The sequence below is a fragment of the Sphaerisporangium rubeum genome, assembly GCF_014207705.1.
Taxonomy (GTDB): Bacteria; Actinomycetota; Actinomycetes; order Streptosporangiales; family Streptosporangiaceae; genus Sphaerisporangium; species Sphaerisporangium rubeum.
This window is the reverse complement of record NZ_JACHIU010000001.1, coordinates 6,502,311-6,520,967: the sequence shown is the minus strand read 5'-3', so window position 1 is coordinate 6,520,967 and position 18,657 is coordinate 6,502,311. Positions and strand designations below refer to the sequence as shown.

Annotated in this window: 16 protein-coding genes; 4 read left to right on the top strand and 12 right to left on the bottom strand. The window is 66.4% G+C overall.

Annotation, left to right across the window (positions count from 1 at the left end; all coding sequences use genetic code 11):
• Positions 1-38: 38 nt before the first annotated feature.
• The gene (locus BJ992_RS27480) at positions 39-416 is read left to right on the top strand and encodes a hypothetical protein (RefSeq protein ID WP_184985865.1); all 378 of its coding nucleotides are present in this window, start codon (positions 39-41) and stop codon (positions 414-416) included.
• Between the two features lie 13 nt (positions 417-429).
• Here BJ992_RS27480 and BJ992_RS27475 read toward each other — a convergent pair whose 3' ends face one another.
• From BJ992_RS27475 to sodN, 3 genes are all read right to left on the bottom strand, one after another.
• Entirely contained in the window at positions 430-1,230 is an 801-nt protein-coding gene (locus BJ992_RS27475) for a SigB/SigF/SigG family RNA polymerase sigma factor (RefSeq protein ID WP_184985863.1), read from the bottom strand.
• Positions 1,227-1,664 carry an anti-sigma factor gene (locus BJ992_RS27470; RefSeq protein ID WP_184985861.1) on the bottom strand — a complete coding sequence of 146 codons (438 nt, stop codon included), beginning with the start codon at positions 1,662-1,664 and terminating at the stop codon, positions 1,227-1,229. Before BJ992_RS27470 ends, BJ992_RS27475 begins: the two co-directional genes overlap by 4 nt.
• A 211-nt stretch (positions 1,665-1,875) precedes the next feature.
• Positions 1,876-2,277 (bottom strand): superoxide dismutase, Ni, encoded by a 402-nt coding sequence (gene sodN / locus BJ992_RS27465; protein WP_184985860.1) that lies wholly within the window; start codon positions 2,275-2,277, stop codon positions 1,876-1,878.
• A gap of 86 nt (positions 2,278-2,363) precedes the next feature.
• Here sodN and BJ992_RS27460 point away from each other — a divergent pair, with 86 nt between their 5' ends.
• Positions 2,364-2,693: a S24 family peptidase gene (locus BJ992_RS27460; RefSeq protein WP_343072879.1), complete on the top strand. Its 330-nt coding sequence runs from the start codon at positions 2,364-2,366 to the stop codon at positions 2,691-2,693.
• A gap of 126 nt (positions 2,694-2,819) precedes the next feature.
• On the opposite strand, the gene BJ992_RS27455 is transcribed toward BJ992_RS27460, so the two are convergent.
• Positions 2,820-3,365 carry a CGNR zinc finger domain-containing protein gene (locus BJ992_RS27455; protein ID WP_184985858.1) on the bottom strand — a complete coding sequence of 182 codons (546 nt, stop codon included), beginning with the start codon at positions 3,363-3,365 and terminating at the stop codon, positions 2,820-2,822.
• A 957-nt stretch (positions 3,366-4,322) separates the two neighbouring features.
• On the opposite strand from BJ992_RS27455, the gene BJ992_RS27450 reads away from it, so the two are divergent.
• The gene (locus tag BJ992_RS27450; RefSeq protein WP_184989116.1) at positions 4,323-5,453 is read left to right on the top strand and encodes an NAD(P)-dependent malic enzyme; all 1,131 of its coding nucleotides are present in this window, start codon (positions 4,323-4,325) and stop codon (positions 5,451-5,453) included.
• A 134-nt stretch (positions 5,454-5,587) separates the two neighbouring features.
• On the opposite strand, the gene BJ992_RS27445 is transcribed toward BJ992_RS27450, so the two are convergent.
• The 6 genes from BJ992_RS27445 to BJ992_RS27420 all read right to left on the bottom strand — a co-directional run bounded on the left by BJ992_RS27445 (position 5,588) and on the right by BJ992_RS27420 (position 16,052).
• On the bottom strand, positions 5,588-6,664 hold the full coding sequence (locus BJ992_RS27445; RefSeq protein WP_246496796.1) for a trypsin-like serine peptidase: 1,077 nt from the start codon (positions 6,662-6,664) through the stop codon (positions 5,588-5,590).
• Positions 6,665-7,029: 365 nt separating this feature from the next.
• A complete protein-coding gene (locus BJ992_RS27440) occupies positions 7,030-8,568 on the bottom strand; it encodes a trypsin-like serine peptidase (RefSeq protein ID WP_246496795.1) in 1,539 nt (512 codons plus the stop codon).
• 539 nt (positions 8,569-9,107) lie between these two features.
• The gene (locus BJ992_RS27435; RefSeq protein WP_246496793.1) at positions 9,108-10,649 is read right to left on the bottom strand and encodes a trypsin-like serine peptidase; all 1,542 of its coding nucleotides are present in this window, start codon (positions 10,647-10,649) and stop codon (positions 9,108-9,110) included.
• Positions 10,650-11,148: 499 nt separating this feature from the next.
• Complete coding sequence (locus tag BJ992_RS27430; protein WP_246496791.1) at positions 11,149-12,690, bottom strand: trypsin-like serine peptidase; 1,542 nt, start codon at positions 12,688-12,690, stop codon at positions 11,149-11,151.
• A gap of 508 nt (positions 12,691-13,198) precedes the next feature.
• Positions 13,199-14,374: a trypsin-like serine peptidase gene (locus tag BJ992_RS27425; RefSeq protein WP_184985851.1), complete on the bottom strand. Its 1,176-nt coding sequence runs from the start codon at positions 14,372-14,374 to the stop codon at positions 13,199-13,201.
• Between the two features lie 166 nt (positions 14,375-14,540).
• Positions 14,541-16,052: a trypsin-like serine peptidase gene (locus BJ992_RS27420; RefSeq protein ID WP_184985849.1), complete on the bottom strand. Its 1,512-nt coding sequence runs from the start codon at positions 16,050-16,052 to the stop codon at positions 14,541-14,543.
• A gap of 272 nt (positions 16,053-16,324) precedes the next feature.
• Between BJ992_RS27420 and BJ992_RS27415 the strand changes: the two genes are divergently transcribed.
• Complete coding sequence (locus BJ992_RS27415) at positions 16,325-16,858, top strand: SSI family serine proteinase inhibitor (protein ID WP_184985847.1); 534 nt, start codon at positions 16,325-16,327, stop codon at positions 16,856-16,858.
• A gap of 32 nt (positions 16,859-16,890) precedes the next feature.
• On the opposite strand, the gene BJ992_RS27410 is transcribed toward BJ992_RS27415, so the two are convergent.
• Positions 16,891-18,090 (bottom strand): cysteine desulfurase-like protein, encoded by a 1,200-nt coding sequence (locus BJ992_RS27410; RefSeq protein ID WP_343072878.1) that lies wholly within the window; start codon positions 18,088-18,090, stop codon positions 16,891-16,893.
• A 75-nt stretch (positions 18,091-18,165) separates the two neighbouring features.
• Positions 18,166-18,612, bottom strand: coding sequence for an Lrp/AsnC family transcriptional regulator (locus BJ992_RS27405; protein WP_184985843.1), 447 nt, complete (start codon positions 18,610-18,612; stop codon positions 18,166-18,168).
• Positions 18,613-18,657: the final 45 nt, after the last annotated feature.

Below are 18,657 nucleotides of genomic sequence, written 5' to 3'. Positions count from 1 at the left end.
GCCGCCGGGCCGGCGCACCGGTCCAGTAGGGTCCCGATATGTTCAACCGCCCGGTGACCCTGATCGTCGCCGCCGCCGTGCTCGCGGTCGAGGGCCTCACCGCGATCGGCCTCGGCGGCTACGCCGGTGTGGAGACCGTCGCCGGCGGCGCCACGACCCTCGGCGACTCCATCGTGATCTCGGCGTTCGGCGTCGTCATCGGCGCCGCGCTGCTGTGGGTCGCCTGGGGAGTGCTGTCCGCCGCGCGGTGGAGCCGCGCACCCGGTGTGGTCACGCAGATCTTCTGCGTGCCGGTAGGCGTGTCGCTGGTGCAGTCCGAGCAGTACGTCCCCGGTGCGCTGCTGCTGGCTTTCGCGCTGGCCGGCACGGTGGCGCTGCTCGCACCACCGACGACCCGAGCGATGATCAGGGAATGAGGACGGCCGCCGGTCAGTCCTCGGCGGTGAGGCCCTCACGCAGCTGCGCCAACGTGCGGGCCAGCAGGCGTGAGACGTGCATCTGCGAGATGCCGAGCTCGGTGGCGATCTGCGACTGCGTCATGTTGCCGAAGAACCGCAGCAGCAGAATGCGCTTCTCCCGCGGCGGCAGCCGCTCCAGCAGCGGCTTCAGCGACTCGCGGTACTCGACGCCTTCAAGCGACTCGTCGACGATGCCGAGCGAGTCCGACACCGCGGGAGCGTCGTCGTCCCCCGAGTCCGGCGCGTCGAGCGACACCGTGGAGTAGGCGTTGGCGGACTCCAGGCCCTCCAGCACCTCCTCCTCGGTCATCGACAGGTGCGCCGCGAGCTCGGCCACGGTGGGGGCCCTGCCTTGGCGCTGGGACAGCTCGCTGATCGCCTTGGTGAGCGACAGCTTGAGCTCCTGCAGCCGGCGCGGCACGCGGACGGCCCAGCCCTTGTCACGGAAGTGCCGCTTGATCTCACCCACGATGGTGGGGGTGGCGTACGTGGAGAACTCGACGCCACGGGCCAGGTCGAAACGGTCGATCGACTTGATCAGGCCGATCGTGGCCACCTGGGTGAGGTCGTCGAGCCACTCGCCGCGGTTGCGGAAACGACGTGCGAGGTACTCGACCAGCGGCAGGTGCAGCTCGACCAGCTCGTCGCGGATGCGCTGACGCCGCGGATCGTCGAGAGGCAGCTCCGACAGCTCGCTGAACAACCCACGGGCACGGACCCGGTCGGGAACGGTGCTGTCACTGCCGGCCACGGCGCGGGCCCTGTCGCTCACAACGGCCTCGCAGCGCCTCGGCGCTTGTGCAGCACGATGGCCATGCGGTCGGGGGTCTCGGTCTCGGCGTCCACGCTGTCGGTCAGCGCGGTCAGCACCATCCAGGCGAAGTCGTCACGCTTGGGCTCGGCCTGGCCGACGGTGCTCACCTCGACCCGGACGATCATCTCCTGGCCGGTCAGCTCGAACTCGGCCACCAGATCGGTGCCGGGCACGGCATGGCCGAGCAACATGGCGCACGCCTCGTCGACGGCGATACGGAGATCCTCGATATCGTCCAGGGTGAAGTCGAGGCGTGCCGCGAGGCCCGCGGTGGCCGTACGGAGCACCGACAGGTAGGCGCTCGCGGCGGGCAACCGCACGCTCACCGCGTCACGGATCCCCGCCAAGCCGTCGGAGATGCCATCTGCACGCGTCGCTGTCTCGTCGGTCACGTTCCTCCTCGCGCAGAGCTGCTGACTAGCAACTTACCGCCCCCGGACCGCTGATGCAGGATTGGGACGCGCCGATAGTGCTGATCTTGCGTGATTGCGGCCCGGTTTCCGTGACGTCCCGCTGAACCTGTCTTGACGTCTATGCCACGAGACCTGGTCCCGGCCCCACGTGGTCCTGGTGCCACGCGAGGCCGGTGACGGGCCAGGGGGCTCAGGCGGCCTTGGTCTCCCAGAAGATCTTCGAGATTTCCTCGATCTTTCCGAGGAGCTCGTCGGCCTTCACGACGTCGACGGTGCCCTTGGCGCCGGCCGCTCCCGCGAGCTTGGTGGCGTCCCAGAAGAGCTTGTGCAGCTCAGGGTACTGCTCGACGTGCGGCGGCTTGAAGTAGTCGGTCCACAGCACCCACAGGTGGTGCTTGACCAGCTCGGCCCGCTCCTCCTTGATCGTGAGGGCCCGCGCGCGGAACACCGGGTCGTCGTTGTCGGCGTACTTCTGCATGATGGCCTTGACGGACTCCGCCTCGATGCGAGCCTGCGCCGGGTCGTAGACACCGCAAGGGAGATCGCAGTGCGCGGAGACCACGTGAGCCGGCCGCAGCAGTCGTGCGAGCATCGGTTTCCTTCCTTGACGCTTGAATAGGGAACAGTCGTTGTCCCGGTTCCCAACTTACTCGCGTCGATTCACCCCGGAGGAGCCGGATGTCGTTCATGAAGGTCCGCGTCGCCGGCGACTCCATGCTCCCCACCCTCCACCCCGGCGACCTCCTCCTCATCCACCGCAACGCCTCCATCCACCCCGGCGACCTGGTCGTCGCCCCCCTCCCCGGCACCCCGTCCCAACTGATCGTCAAACGCGCCACCATGCACACCAAAGACGGCTGGTGGCTCGAAAGCGACAACCAACGCGCCCCCGGCAGAAAAGACAGCTGGGACTTCGGCCCCCTCCCCCCCTCAACCCTCCTAGGCCGAGTAATCCTCCGCTACGCCCCCCTCCACCGCACCCACCTCTTCCGCCCCTCCCCAACCTGACCCCATCCACCGACCCCTACGCCGGCCGGTCAGGTGCGTCCCCTTCCGTGCGGACGTCTCCTTTCGGTGCCGACGCGGTGGGACGTTGTACGGCGATTCCGGCGCCGTCGTACGGTGGCCGGCCGGTCAGCGGCCCGGGACGCGTGCGGCGTCGCGGCGGCGGGCCCGGTAGGCGGCGACGTTGGCGCGGCTGGCGCAGCGTTCCGAGCAGTAGCGGCGGGAGCGGTTGGAGGAGGTGTCGAGGTACGCACGGCGGCACGGGTCGGCCTGGCAGACGCCGAGGCGGTCGACGCCGAGGCCCGTGACCAGTGCGGTGAGGCCCATGACGGCACCGGCCGCGTATTCGCCGCTGAGCCGGCCGCCTTCAGTGAGGTGGAGGTGCCAGCGGTGACCGTCGTGCCGGGTTATCTGGGGGTGCACCGGGTGCAGGGTCAGCAGCGCGTTCAGCCGCTCGACGGCTCCCTGCTCGTCCTGCCGCGCGGCGGCCGCGAACACAGCGATCAACTCGTGCCGTAGTTCGGAGAGGATCGCGAGATCGGCCCGGGTGAGCCGCGCCGCGTCCCTCTCACGACCGGCGGCGGCGAGAAACCGCCTGGCCTCCTCCAAGGAGTCCAGCGCGTGACCACTGTTGACCAGCAGCACCGCGAGTTCCGCGTACGAGGTGAGGTCCACGTCCTGTCCAGGTAAGGGATGGGTAGGAACTACGAGTATTACACCCCATCCTTCCCACACGGTGCCCGTCTGACAGCCCCGGGCGAGCCGCCGTAAACGGCGCCGGATTCGCCGTACAACGTCCCACCGCGTCGGCGCCGAAAAGGACGTCCGTACGGCCGGGGTGGACATCTGACCGGCCGACGCAGGGGGTCGGCCATGGCACGACATGGGAACACCCGGCCCGACCACCATGAGACCCCACTCGGCGAGCCGCCGTACGACGGCGCCGGAATCGCCGTACAACGTCCCACCGCGTCGGCGCCGGAATGAGTGGAGCCATGCGGTGCTGGGGGCAGCTTTGGCCTTGCGGGGGCAGGTTGTTGTGTCGGCCTGAAAGGGGGTCGAGGTGGTGCTGGGGGCGGGGTTGGTCTTGTTGGGGTGGATGTGGAGGGTGTCGCTGCAGGTTGTCGTTTCGGTGTGGAGTTGGGGTCATGTGGTGTGGGAAGCGGCTTGGTCATGCTCGGGTGATGGGGTGGGGGTCGGTGGACGGGGTCTGCCAGGGAGAAGGAGGGCTTCTCGTGGGTGGCAGGGGTTTGCGGTGGTTTGCGGGTGGTGGGGAGGAAGTGGAGGTAGTGGGGGATAAGGACGGGGTACGGGCGGGAGCAAGGGGGAGGTGGGGGTCGGGCCGGTCTCTGGGGTGGGATATGGGACGGGGGCCCCGGTGTCGGGAGTTGTGCCATGTGGGCTTCGGCAGGGGGCGGGGTTCGTGTGGCACAATCGAGCGAACGGGTGACCCCCGTACCCCCTCACGAGACGACCGTCAACGACGACGGCCGCCGGGCGGCTACCGAAGCCTGGGCCTCGCTCCAAGCGGCGTCTACCGAAGGAATCCGTCCTTACGACACAGGGGTCGCTGTGGCAGTCACGCCGTTCTCCGCATCCTTGCAAGATCTCGATCTGGATCCCGCTTTCGCCATGCATCGCGGCGGCAAGCTGGAAATCCGTTCCACCGTCCCGGTCCGCGACGCCGACGACCTGTCCCTGGCCTACACGCCAGGGGTGGCGCGGGTCTGCACCGCCATCGCCGAGCAGCCGGATCTCGTCAACGACTACACCTGGGTCTCCAACGTCGTGGCCGTGGTCAGCGACGGCACCGCCGTGCTCGGGCTCGGCGACATCGGCCCGGCCGCGGCCATGCCGGTCATGGAGGGCAAGGCCCTGCTGTTCAAGCAGTTCGCCGGCGTGGACGCGGTTCCCGTCTGCCTCGACTGCACCGATGTCGACGCGCTGGTGGAGACCGTGGCACGTCTCGCGCCGTCGTTCGGCGGCATCAACCTCGAGGACATCAGCGCTCCCCGCTGCTTCGAGGTCGAGGACCGCCTGCGGGAGCTGCTCGACATCCCCGTGTTCCACGATGACCAGCACGGTACGGCCATCGTGGTGCTCGCCGCGCTCCAGAACGCCGCGCGGCTGACCGGCCGTGCGCTCGGCGACCTGCGGGCCGTCGTGGCGGGGGCCGGCGCCTCCGGTGTCGCGGTCACCAACATCCTGGTGAACGCCGGCATCGGCGACATCGCGGTGTCCGACTCCAAGGGCCTGATTCACCAGGGCCGCGACGGGCTGAACCCCGTCAAGCAGGTCTTGGCGTCCCGCACCAACAGGGCCGGGCTCACCGGCTCCACCGAGGAGGCGCTCACCGGAGCCGACGTGTTCATCGGCCTGTCGGGCTCGACTCTCGCCGAGAGCGCCGTGGAGTCCATGGGACGCGACCCCATCGTGTTCGCGCTGTCCAACCCGACCCCGGAGATCCACCCCGAGGTCGCGAGGCGGCACGCCACGGTCGTGGCCACCGGCCGGTCCGACTTCCCCAACCAGATCAACAACGTGCTGGCCTTCCCCGGTGTGTTCCGCGGCGCGCTGGACGTGCGGGCCTCGGCCATCACCGAGAACATGAAGGTCGCCGCGGCCCACGCGCTGGCCGACGTGGTGGGTGGCGACCTGTCACCCGAGTACGTCATCCCGAGCCCGTTCGACGCGCGCGTGGCCCCCGCGGTGATCGCCGCCGTCGCCGCGCAGGCCCGTCAGGACGGCGTCGCGCGCAAGTAGTCACACCGGCTCACGACAGAGCCCTGTCCGCTGTTTCCGGCCGGCGGACAGGGCTTCTTGCCGACCTGCCTTGCTCTTCACACGAAATGGAACGGGGCCCGGCGTTCTCGCCGGGCCCCGTCACCGGGTGGAACTCACTTGCCGATCTTGCCGGTCCACAGGTTGGCGGCCAGCGAGTAGACGGCGTAGGTCTCGCTGTCGAAGTACGGCGAGGTCGCGAAGTCGAAGCGGCCGTTGGCGTCCTTGTCGCCGACCAGGCTGGTCACACCGTTGATGTAACCGAGGCGCTTGGTGCTGCTGTACCCGGCGATCCAGGGGCCGCCGGAGGCGCCGGCGGTGAAGGAGCACTTGATGGCGATCTGCGCCTCGGCCTTGAACGCGCTGACCGGGCTCGCGGCCGTGGTCTTGCCGTAGCAGTACTTCGGCGTCTGACCGGTGTAGGGGAAGTCGCCGTCGGGGTGCGGGCCCGCGGGGTAGCCGAAGGCGTACACCGGCTTGCCGATGGGCTGGTTCCACGCGAAGCCCTGGCCGCCGACGTTGTCGCCGAGCCGGCCGGCGTCCTTCCAGGTGCCGGCCTCGACGCCGTTGTAGACGTTGACGAAGCCGTAGTCGCTGTCGAAGTCCTCGTACACCGCGAAGTCGAAGTGGGTGTAGGCGGACTTGCCGACGTAGATGCCCCACGGCGCCTTGCCCTGGTAGTAGCCGGGGATGAAGACCCAGCGGTCCAGGGTGTCGCGGTTGGCGTCGGTGTCGTACACGCAGTGGCCGGCGGTGGCGACCAGGTTGCGGTACTTGCCCTGGACCGACGAGCCGGAGCACCAGTAGGTCTTGCCGTCGAGGCGGAAGAAGACCTTGCCGATGGTACGCGGCAGGTTGACGTTCTTGACCTTGGTCGGGGTGACCTTCTCCTGGCCGATCGGCGGCACGGTGCCGGTCTTGCCGTCGGGCTCGGCGTCCCCGCCGCCGAGCTTGATCTTCGCCTTGGTGGCGGCGTCCTCGGTGTACTTGGTCGCGGACTTCAGCGACTTGCCCCCGTTGGCCGCCCAGAACTTGACGGTCTCCATCGCGGCGGCCTTGGTGGTGGCCATCGGGTCACTCGCGGGAGCGGCCGCGGCGGCGCCGCCGGCGGTGGTGAGGGAGACGGCGATCATGCCGGTGGCGACGGCCGTGCCACCGAGAGGGAGCATGAGGCGCTTGACTCGGGTGTTCAATGAGACTCCTTGTTTAGCCACAGGAGAGGACTCCTGCCCCAGTGGTCCCTAAAGGGACGTAAATGAACCTAGCGGTGGATCTTGAAATAGGGGCTGAGTACGGCAACCGCCTATGAGCTTGGACAAGGGTGGCGATAGGGACGGATCACTGATCACCACTCGGAAGCGCTGGTGGAAACGGTCCAATGAACTGAGGCGCAGGCGGTGGGAGAGGTCCGGTGTGACGCGAATCACATATGCTCGCGGTACACCGTCCGGGGCCGACGTGCGTCGTCGGCCCCGGACGGGGCCCGTACAAGGCGAAGGGCCCGGCGCGAACGCCGGGCCCTTCGTTAGGTGCTGCTGCGTTCTGGTGGAGCGGAACGTCAGGCCTTGGTGACCAGGTCACCGTCGGCGGTCACGATCTTGCCGGACCAGAGGTTGGCGGCGCTCTTGTAGATCGCGTAGGTCTCGCTGTCGAAGTACGGCGAGGTGCTGAAGTCGATCCGGCCGTTGCCGTCGGCGTCGCCGATGAGGCTGCTGACACCGTTGATGTAGCCGAGACGCTTGGTGCTGCTGTACTTCAGGATCCACGGCGCACCGGAGGAGCCGGCGGTCATGGAGCACTTCAGGCCGATCTGGGCCTCGGCCTTGAACTTCGCGGCGGGCTTGGCCGCGAAGGTCTTGCCGTAGCACCACTTCGGCGTGACACCGGTGAACGGCTTGTCACCGTCGGGGTGCGGGGCCGCGGGGTAGCCGAAGATGTAGACCGGCTGGCCGACCTTCTGGTTCCAGGTGAAGCCCTGGCCACCCACGTTGTCGCCGAGACGACCCGCGTCCTTGTACAGCTCGATGATGAAGACGGTCTTGTAGTACTTGGTGGAGCTGCTCTTCTTCACCTTGTAGGCCACGTAGTAGTGGGTGATGGTGAAGGCGCCGTCGACGATCTTCTTGTAGCCCGGGCCGGTGTAGGCCTTGTAGGTGGCCTCGTCCACGATGTCCGTGCGGGTGAGTTCCTTGGCCTGGTGGTAGTTCTGGTTCATCGGAACCGAGGCGGCCTTGTCGAACTCTTCCTTGGTGACTTCCTTGGTCGCGGTGTCCGCGCCCTCGGTGGTCCAGGGGACGACGACCTCGCTACCGGTGGTCTTGGCCCAGCAGTCGAACGTCTCGCCGCCGTTCTCGTCGAAGCACTTCTTGTACTCCGCGGCCGTGATCTCCACGTCCTTGGCGTACTTGTAGCCCTGCCACTTGTCGTACGCGTCCTTGGAGACAGCCTTCTCGCCGGCGTAGGCGATGCCGTTGTAGACGGTCACGAAAGCGTAGTCGCTGTCGTAGTCCTCGTAGACGGCCAGGTCGTAGTGGGTGTAGGCGGCCTTGCCGACGTAGATGCCCCAGGGAGCCTTGCCCTGGTAGTAGCCGGGGACGAACACCCAGTTGTCCAGAGCGCCGTTCTGCAGGCCCTCGTCGAAGACGCAGTGGCCGGCGGTGGCGACGAGGTTACGGTACTTGGCCTGCACGGAGGAACCGGAGCACCAGTACTCCTTGTCCCCGACGGTGAAGAACACCTTGCCGATGGTCTTGGGCAGGTTGACGTTCTTGACCTTGGTCGGGGTGACCTTCTCCAGACCGATCGGGGGAACCGAGCCGGCCTTCCCGTCCGCCTTCGCGTCGCCGCCACCGAGCTTGACCTTGCCGGCCACCTGCGAGTTCGCGGTGTACTGCGCCGCGGCCTTGAAGTTGGCGCCACGGTTGCTCGTCCAGTAGTCCGCGACCTTCTGCGCGGAGCTGGAGGAGGCCAGGGAGACGACCTTCTTGGCGGGGGCGGTCGAGGCCTCGGCGGAGGCGACCATCGTGGCGCCGATCATGCTGGTGGCGGCCAGGGCACCACCCAGGGGGAGGGCGAGACGCTTGACTCGGGTGTTCAAGGAAACTCCTTGGGCTGTCGTGGAACGCATCGTGCGTCCCATGCGTCAGTAAAGGGATAGCCATGAAGATACATAGGGGATCTTGGGCTGTGTGCCCCCTTGGCTATGAATTTTCGGCCTTGCCGGGCCGTGACCCTTCCGTAACCTGATCGCCGGATCAGTGGCACCGTGACCCGGTCGTCGGCGTCGATGCTTACTCGCAGATCAGGCAGTATGTGAAGTCGGTGGTTCGAAAGTGGTCAAAGTGATCCGACGCCGCCGGACGCCAGGGCTAATGTGACGTACATCACACAGATTCGATGGAGCCGATCCGGGGTCTCTCTACGTCTAAGCGCCTCACACCGCGACAGGACGTCCCCATAAGGCTCCATGCGGCCCTCAACACGCTCCTGCGGCTCGCCGGCACACCGTCCGCGCCATGGAGAGCCCGACCACAGAACCGCTCCGGAAACGCCGACAGGGCCCGGCGCGAACGCCGGGCCCTGCTGGTTGGTGCTGCGGTACTACATCACACCGCTGAGCTCTAGTCGCCTAGAACGTCAGGCCTTGGTGACCAGGTCACCGTCGGCGGTCACGATCTTGCCGGACCAGAGGTTGGCGGCGCTCTTGTAGATCGCGTAGGTCTCGCTGTCGAAGTACGGCGAGGTGCTGAAGTCGATCCGGCCATTGGCGTCGGCGTCGCCGATGAGGCTGGTGACACCGTTGATGTAGCCGAGGCGCTTGGTGCTGCTGTACTTCAGGATCCAGGGGCCACCGGAGGAGCCGGCGGTCATGGAGCACTTGAGGCCGATCTGGGCCTCGGCCTTGAACTTCGCGGCCGCGGCGGCGGCGAAGGTCTTGCCGTAGCACCACTTCGGCGTGACACCGGTGAACGGCTTGTCACCGTCGGGGTGCGGCGCCGCGGGGTAGCCGAACGCGTAGACCGGCTGGCCGACCTTCTGGTTCCAGGTGAAGCCCTGGCCACCCACGTTGTCGCCGAGACGACCCGCGTCCTTGTACAGCTCGACGATGAAGACCGTCTTGTAGTACTTGGTGGAGCTGCTCAGCTTCACCTTGTAGGCCACGTAGTAGTGCGTGATGGTGAACGCACCGTCGACGATCTTCTTGTAGCCCGGGCCGGTGTAGGCCTTGTAGGTGGCCTCGTCGACGATCTCGGTGACGGGCTTCTTGAACTTGGCCTTGTGGTAGTTGACCGGGCTGTTCTCGCTGGGAGCCTTGTCCCACTCGTCCTTGGACACTTCCTTGTAGGCGACGACGCCGCCCGGGGTGGTCCAGGGAATGACGGTCTCGGAGCCGGTGGTCTTGGCCCACGCGTCGACCGACTCGCCGCCGTTCTCGTCGACCTTCTTCTTGTACTCCTCGGGCGTGATCTCCACGTCCTTGGCGTACTTGTAGCCCTGCCACTTGTCGTACGCGTCCTTGGAGACGGCCTTCTCGCCGGCGTAGGCGATGCCGTTGTACACCGTGACGAACGCGTAGTCGCTGTCGTAGTCCTCGTACACCGCGAGGTCGTAGTGGGTGTAGGCGGCCTTGCCGACGTAGATGCCCCACGGCGACTTGCCCTGGTAGTAGCCGGGCACGAACACCCAGTTGTCCAGAGCGCCGTTCTGCAGGCCCTCGTCGAAGACGCAGTGGCCGGCGGTGGCGACGAGGTTACGGTACTTGGCCTGGATGGACGAGCCGGAGCACCAGTACTCCTTGTCCCCGACGGTGAAGAACACCTTGCCGATGGTCTTGGGCAGGTTGACGTTCTTGACCTTGGTCGGGGTGACCTTCTCCAGACCGATCGGAGGCACCGCGCCGGCCTTGCCGTCGGGGGTCGCGTCCCCGCCGCCGAGCTTGACCTTGCCGGACACCTGCGAGTCGGCGGTGTACTGCGCCGCGGCCTTGAAGTTGGCGCCACCGTTGGCGGTCCAGTAGTCCGCGACCTTCTGCGCGCCGCTGGCGGAGGCCAGGGAGACGACCTTCTTGGCCGGAGCGGTCGAAGCCTGAGCGGAGGCCACCATCGTGGCGCCGATCATGCTGGTGGCGGCGAGAGCGCCACCGAGGGGGAGGGCGAGACGCTTGACTCGGGTGTTCAAGGGAACTCCTTGGGCTGGCGTGGAACGCTTCCTGCGCCCCATGCGTCAGTAAAGGGATAGCCATGAAGATACATAGCGGATCTTGGGCTGTGTGCCCCGTTGGCTATGAGATTTCCGGCTTGCCATGCCGTGACCCTTCCGTAACCTGATCACCAGATCGGCGGTGCCGTCCTCTGGTCGCGGACCGCGATGCTTACTCGCAGATCAGGCGGTATGTGAACCCAATGGTTCGAATGTGGTCAAAGTGATTCGAGGGTACGTGATGGCCGAGTCGATGTGATGCACATCACACTGATTTGATGGAGCCGATCCGGGACCTCGCTACGTCTAAGCGCCTCATGCGATCGGCGGACCCCCGTCCGGAAGACCTCCGTGCGTTGGGACCGATCCATCGCGATCTGCTCCTTGAAACGCCGACAGGGCCCGGCGCGAACGCCGGGCCCTGCTGGTTGGTGCTGCGGTACTACATCACACCGCTGAGCTCTAGTCGCCTAGAACGTCAGGCCTTGGTGACCAGGTCGCCGTCCTTGGTGACGATCGAGCCGGACCAGAGGTTGGCGGCGCTCTTGTAGATCGCGTAGGTCTCGCTGTCGAAGTACGGCGAGGTGCTGAAGTCGATCCGGCCGTTGCCGTCGGCGTCGCCGATGAGGCTGGTGACACCGTTGATGTAGCCGAGGCGCTTGGTGCTGCTGTACTTCAGGATCCAGGGGCCACCGGAGGAGCCGGCGGTCATGGAGCACTTGAGGCCGATCTGGGCCTCGGCCTTGAACTTCGCAGCCGGGGCGGCGGCGAAGGTCTTGCCGTAGCACCACTTCGGCGTGACACCGGTGAACGGCTTGTCACCGTCGGGGTGCGGGGCCGCGGGGTAACCGAAGACGTAGACCGGCTGGCCGACCTTCTGGTTCCAGGTGAAGCCCTGGCCACCCACGTTGTCGCCGAGACGACCCGCGTCCTTGTAGTACTCGATGAAGAAGACCGTCTTGTAGTACTTGGTGGTGCTGGTCTTCTTCACCTTGTAGGCCACGTAGTAGTGGGTGATGGTGAAGGCGCCGTCGACGATCTTCTTGTAGCCCGGGCCGGTGTAGCCCTTGTAGGTGGCCTCGTCGACGATCTCGGTGACCGGCTTCTTGAACTTGGCCTTGTGGTAGTTGACCGGGCTGTTCTCGCTGGGAGCCTTGTCCCACTCGTCCTTGGACACTTCCTTGTAGACGACGACGCCGCCCGGGGTGGTCCAGGGAATGACGGTCTCGGAGCCGGTGGTCTTGGCCCACGCGTCGACCGACTCGCCGCCGAGCTCGTCGACCTTCTTCTTGTACTCCTCGGCCGTGATCTCCACGTCCTTGGCGTACTTGTAGCCCTGCCACTTGTCCCAAGTGTCCTTGGAGACGGCCTTCTCGCCGGCGTAGGCGATGCCGTTGTAGACGGTCACGAAAGCGTAGTCGCTGTCGTAGTCCTCGTAGACGGCCAGGTCGTAGTGGGTGTAGGCGGCCTTGCCGACGTAGATGCCCCACGGCGACTTGCCCTGGTAGTAGCCGGGCACGAACACCCAGTTGTCCAGAGCGCCGTTCTGCAGGCCCTCGTCGAAGACGCAGTGGCCGGCGGTGGCGACGAGGTTACGGTACTTGGCCTGCACGGAGGAACCGGAGCACCAGTACTCCTTGTCCCCGACCGTGAAGAACACCTTGCCGATGGTCTTGGGCAGGTTGACGTTCTTGACCTTGGTCGGGGTGACCTTCTCCAGGCCGATGGGGGGAACCGAGCCGGCCTTGCCGTCGGGGGTCGCGTCGCCGCCGCCGAGTTTGACCTTGCCGGCCACCTGCGAGTTCGCGGTGTACTGCGCCGCGGCCTTGAAGTTGGCGCCACCGTTGGCGGACCAGTAGTTGGCGACCTTCTGCGCGTTGCTGGAGGAGGCCAGGGAGACGACCTTCTTGGCCGGAGCGGTCGAAGCCTGAGCGGAGGCCACCATCGTGGCGCCGATCATGCTGGTGGCGGCGAGAGCACCACCCAGCGGGAGGGCGAGACGCTTGACTCGGGTGTTCAAGGGAACTCCTTGGGCTGGCGTGGAACGCTTCCTGCGCCCCATGCGTCAGTAAAGGGATAACAAGGAACATACAGAGCAGATCTTCGTCGCGGTAACTCCAAACCGAAGCGTTTTCGGCACCGGTCAGGCCGTGACCTGCTCGTTACCAAGCCGTCTGTCGACTCCTGCTGTCAGAAGTGGTCCGGCCGCCTCTGTTCCCGCAGATCACCCCGTGTGTGCGCAGAATGGGACGAATGTGACTCCAGTGAACCGTGCCGGTGTGCGTCGCATCTGATGTGACGCAGATCACACTGAATTGATGGAGCCAAATCGGGGACTGGCTACGTCTAAGGGGCCTGGCACTCCCGGGAAATCGGGCAAACCGGACGGGTTGGTGGTTGGTGTCTCTCCGCGGACAGAGATGGCGACTCATGGGAACGGTGCGATCCCAAGCCCCGGTCCGCAGGAACCACATGAACGACGAAAGGCCCGGCGACGCCGGACCTTCTTCACGCGGAGGGTCGGCTCCTCAGTCGGTCTTCTGCCGGGTCGCGTACGCGTACACCTGGTAGGTCGCCGTGTTGAAGTACGGCGAGGAGATGCCGTCGTACTTGCCGTCGCCGTTCAGGTCCCACGTGAGGCTGTTGACCCCGTTGAGGTACCCGAGGCGCTTCACCCCGCTGTACTTGATCAGCCAGGGCCCGCCGCTCGCGCCGGCCGTGAACGCGCACTTGCCGAACAGCACACCGTTGTCCAGCTCCCACTTGGCAGTGGAGATCTTGCTCGTGGCCCGCGTCAGGCACGACTCCATGCGCCGTCCCGTGTACGGCCGCGTGCCGTCGGGATGCGGACCGGCGGGATAGCCGAAGGCGTACGCCGCGACGACATGACCGCGGTTCCACGCGAACCCCTGTCCTCCGACGTTGGTCTCCAGCCGTCCGGTGTCCACCACCTTGTAGACCGGCAGCCCCTTGGCGTCCTTCTCCGGCGTGCCGTCGGCGTTCTTGGCGAGATCCCACCGATAGCCGTGGTGCACCGTGACGAAGGCGTAGTCGAAGTCGAAGTCCCCGGTGGCGGCGTACCGCTCGTTGAGATGCAGCGTGTGGCCGACGTAGATGCCGTACGGCGTCGCGCCGTCACCGGTGTACGCGGGGATGAACACCCAGTACTCGACCGGTTTGGCCTGCTTGACGTCGTACGCGCAGTGACCCGCGGTCGCCACCAGGTTGCCGTACCGCGGGGAGTGCAGCGACGAGGCCGAGCACCAGTACTCGGCGTCACCGATGCGGAAGAAGACCTTGCCGACCGTCGGCGGCAGGTTGACGTTCCTGGAGCTGAGGCCACGCGGCGGCGCCTTCGGCGGCACCACGCCCTTCACCGAGGTCACCTTGCTGCTCGCCGACGAGACGCCTCGGCCCACCGCGGCCGACGCGGGTGTCGCCGCCGGCGTCGAACCGGTCGACGAGCCGGTGCCGCCGCCGGACGAGTTGCGCGGCGCGTAACTGCTGGCGTGCTTGAGCCGGTCCGGCGTCCACCACTCGACGACCTTCTGCTTGTCCGTCTTGGTCTGCGCGAGCGCGACGGTCGTGATGCCGTCGGGAGCGCCGGAGGCCGCCTGCGCCGGGCCCGGGACGGCGGACAGCATCACACCGGCGGCCAGTGCGCCGCACAGCGTGAGCGTGATCCGCTTCGCTCGGGAGGGCATTCGTACCGTCCAGTGATCAAAAACAGTGGACACAACAGTGAAGGGCGATTTTTCCAGACTCGTTACTGAGATACACGTGACTTGATGGAGCTGGGTTCACTTCGTTATGGGCCGGGACGCAGGTAGGGGCCGGGCCAGGCCCGGCCCCTACCTCACCGCTCAGGCGTCAGCGAGCGCTCGTGGAGAGCTTCCCGGTGTACAGGTTGGCGGCGTACTTGTAGATGCCGTACGTGTCGCCGTTGAAGTACGGCGTGGTGATCCGGTCGTACCGCTGGTTGCCGTCGGTGTCCAGCGTGAGGCTCACGACACCGTTGAGGTAACCGGTGCGCTTGGCGCTCTTGTACTCGATCAGGAACGGACCGCCGGTGGCGCCGGGAGTGAACGCGCACTTGATGCCGATCTGCTCCTCGGCCTTGAACTTCGACACCGCCGGAGCGGGGGACGTCTGGCCGTAGCACCACTTCATGGTCTCGCCGGTGTACGCCTTGTTGCCGTCGAGGTGCGCGGCCGTCGGGTACCCGAACGCGAACTGCTTGGCCTTGGTGCTGCGGTTCCAGGTGAAGCCCTGGCCGCCGACGTTGTCACCGAGACGGCCGGCGTCCGCCAGCTCCTTGATGTAGAAGACCGTCTTGTAGTACTTCTTCGTGCTCGACTTCTTCACCCAGTACTTCACGTAGTAGTGGGTGATGGTGTACGCCGAGTCGACGATCTTCTTGTAGCCGGGGCCCTTGTAGGCCTTGTAGGTGGCCTCGTCCACGATCTCGGTGGACGTCTTGGCAGGCGCCTTGGAGTAGTTGACCTTGGCGTTCCAGGCCGGAGCCTTGTCGAACTCCTCCTTGGTCACCTCCTTGAGCACCTTCTCGCCACCCGCGGTGCCCCACGGCAGCACGACTTCGCTGCCGGTGACCTTCGACCAGCAGTCGGCCGTCTCGCCACCGTGCTCGTCGTAGCACTTCTGGTACTCGGACTCGGAGATCTCGACGTCCTTGGCCCACTTCGGGCCGGTGTACTTGTCGAAGGTCTCCTTGTTGACGACCTTGTCACCCGTCTGCTTCACGCCGTTGTAGACGTTGACGAACGCGTAGTCGTAGTCGTAGTCCTCGTACACCGAGAAGTCGTGGTGCAGGTTGACCTTGGCGCCGACGTACATACCCCAAGGAGCCTTGCCCTTGTAGTAGCCGGGGATGAAGACCCAGTTGTCGACGAAGTCGTTCTTGTCGGTGTCGTAGACACAGTGACCGGCCGTGGCGACCAGGTTGCGGTACTTGGACTGCACCGAGGTGCCGGAGCACCAGTACGGCTTGCCGTCCACCTGGAAGAACACCCTGCCGACATTGGTCGGAAGGTTGACGTTCTTCGACGTGCCCGCCGTCTTGCCGCCGGCCCCGATCGGAGCAACCGCCCCGGCCTTACCGTCGGCCGACGCCTTCTGCGTGCTCTTCTTGAGGTTCCCCGAGTGGGTGGAGTCCTCAAGGTAGTTCTTGGCCGCCTTCAACTTGCTGGGGGTCCAACTGCCCGCGATGGCCTTCGCGCCGTTGCTGGACACCAGCGTCCCCGACTTCCGCGGCGACGGCTTGACCTCGGCCTGAGCCGGGGTGATGAGGGTCGCGCCGATCATGCCGGTGGTGATGACCACGCCACCGAGAGGGAGGATCAGACGCTTTGCTCGGGAGTTCATTGAGCTCCTTCTTTGTCATGGGATGCCCGGGAAGGTCCCACGCGTACGTAAAGAGACAAGCCACGACCGTACTCCGCCGATCTTGGTCACGAGGCCCCAAAGCGGACAAATGGCATGGTCCGTTATCGGCTTGTTATGAAACCCGTGGAACCGGACAGATACCTGATGCGTCCAATTTCGCTCGTTGATCAGGCGCTCAGCGCCTCGATCACCGCGCGTGACGCACGGGGCCGGCGAAACCCAAGTTCCACAAGAAACCGGGGGAACCACCGATGCGACCGCACCTACTACTCGCCCTGACCTGTGCTCTCACCGCGACCACCCCAGCACCCTCGGTAACCGCCGCCGCCTCGGTCCCCACCACCCCCGGCAGCGCCGTCACCCACCCCACAACCGCTCGCCCCAGTACCCCCGGCATCCGCCTGGCCCGCCTGAAGAAACCCACCACCTCGTCCCTGACCCCCCGCCTGAAACCCCACCAGGAGATCGGCAAAGTCCTCCTCCTGGCCATCGCCAAAGGCGAATCCCCCACCCCCGCCGACCACGCCGTCCTCCTCCAATGCACCCCACCCGGCGGCACCCACCCCAACCGCGAAGCCGCCTGCCGCCTCCTCGACCCCGTCCACGCCGACTTCAACGAACTGAACGCCGACCCCAAAGCCGCCTGCAGCCGCGACTACAACCCGATAACCGTCTACGCCACCGGCCTCTGGGACACGTCCCGCCTGAGCTACGAACACACCTTCGGCAACACCTGCGAACTCCGCGCCACCATGGGAGCCGTCTTCGACATCGCTCCCCGATAGACCCCTTCGAAATGCACTGCTTCGTACAGGGATCAGGTGCTGAGCTCTGTGATGGCCTTCACCAGGCGGTCCACGTCGGACTCGTCGGTATATGGAGCTATGCCGGCTCGGATGGCGCCTGCGTCGCCGAGGCCGAGGTGGCGGCTGCATTCCAAGGCGTAGAAGCTGCCGGCCGGTGCGTTGACGTTGCGTGTGGCGAGGAATTCGTAGGCGGTGGATAGGGGGATGCCGTCCAGGGAGAACAAGGTTGTGGGGGTGCGGTGGCGGTCGGGAGTGCCGTGGAGGTGGACTTTCGGGATCTCCTTCAGGCCGTGTTCCAGGCGGTCGAGAAGGGTTTGTTCATGGTGTTCCAGGGTGGTCATCGAGTGGAGGAGACGCGTGCGGCGGGGGCCTTCGGTGGGGGTGAGGTCGGCGAGGAAGTCGACTGCGGCGGTGGTGCCGGCGAGGAGTTCGTAGGGGAGGGTGCCTTGTTCGAATCGTTCGGGGACGGCGTCGGTGGCGGGGAGGAGTTTGTCGGGGTGGATGGTCTCCAGGAGGGTGGGGGAGGCCGCGAGGACGCCTAGGTGGGGGCCGAGGAATTTGTAGGGGGAGCAGGCGTAGAAGTCGGCGGCCAGGGCTTCGATGTCCACGGGGGCGTGGGGGGTGAGGTGGACGCCGTCTACGTACAGGAGTGCGTTGGTGGTGTGGACGTGGCGGGCTATTTCCGGGATGTCGGGGCGGGTGCCTAGGAGGTTGGAGGCGGCGGTCACGGCTACCAGGCGGGTGCGAGGGGTCAGGAGGGTGGTGATGGCTTCTACCGGGAGGATGCCGGTTGCGGGGTCGAAGTCGGCCCAGCGGACGGTCACGTCGTTGGCTTCGGCGGTTTGGACCCAGGGGCGGATGTTGGCGTCGTGGTCGAGGCGGGTGACGATCACCTCGTCGCCGGGGTGCCATTGTCTGGCGAGGGCCCGGGCCAGGTCGTAGGTGAGCTGGGTCATGCTGCGGCCGAAGACGACGCCGGTGGGGTCGGCGCCTAGGAGATCGGCCATCGCCTGGCGGGCTTCCAGGACGATGTGGTCGGCGCGGCGTTCGGCGGTGGTTTCGGTGCCTCGGTTGGCCACGGCCGCGCGGAGGGTGTTCGCCACGGCGTCGGCCACGGCGTCGGGGACCTGGGTGCCGCCGGGGCCGTCGAAGTGTGCGGCGCCTTCCCGCAGAGCGGGGAATCGGCTTCGTACGGCGGCGACGTCATACACAGGTGACCTCCCATATGTCGGCATATGTCATGACGATATGTCGGTCGGCGGCGGCGATCTACGGGGGGCGAACCGTCAGGTGGCGGGCCAGGCGAAGCGGTGGGTGTGGATGCCGAAGTAGGTGAAGGCTTCGGCGCGGGTGACGCCGGGGACGCGTTTGATGTGGTCGTTGAGTACGGCCAGCAGCTCGGCGGGTTCCTTGCAGACGACCTCGGCGAACAGGTCGAACGAGCCGGCGGTGAGGACCACGTAGATCACGCCGGCGAGTTCGCTGATGCGGTCGGCCACTTCGTGGACGTCGGTGTCGACGCGGACGCCGATCAGGGCCATGACCGGCAGGCCGAGGGCCATGGGGTCGGTGACGCCGACGATCTGGACGACACCCTCGTCGCGGAGACGCTGCACACGCTGGCGTACGGCCGGCGCGGACAGGCCGGTCGCCTCGGCGAGCGCGGTGTACGAGGCGCGGCCGTCGCGTTGCAGCTCGCGCAGCAGGACGTGGTCCACGGCGTCGAGGTTCATGCGGCCGGCTCGGTGACGGAAGTGGCGGATTCGAGGTTCATGCGG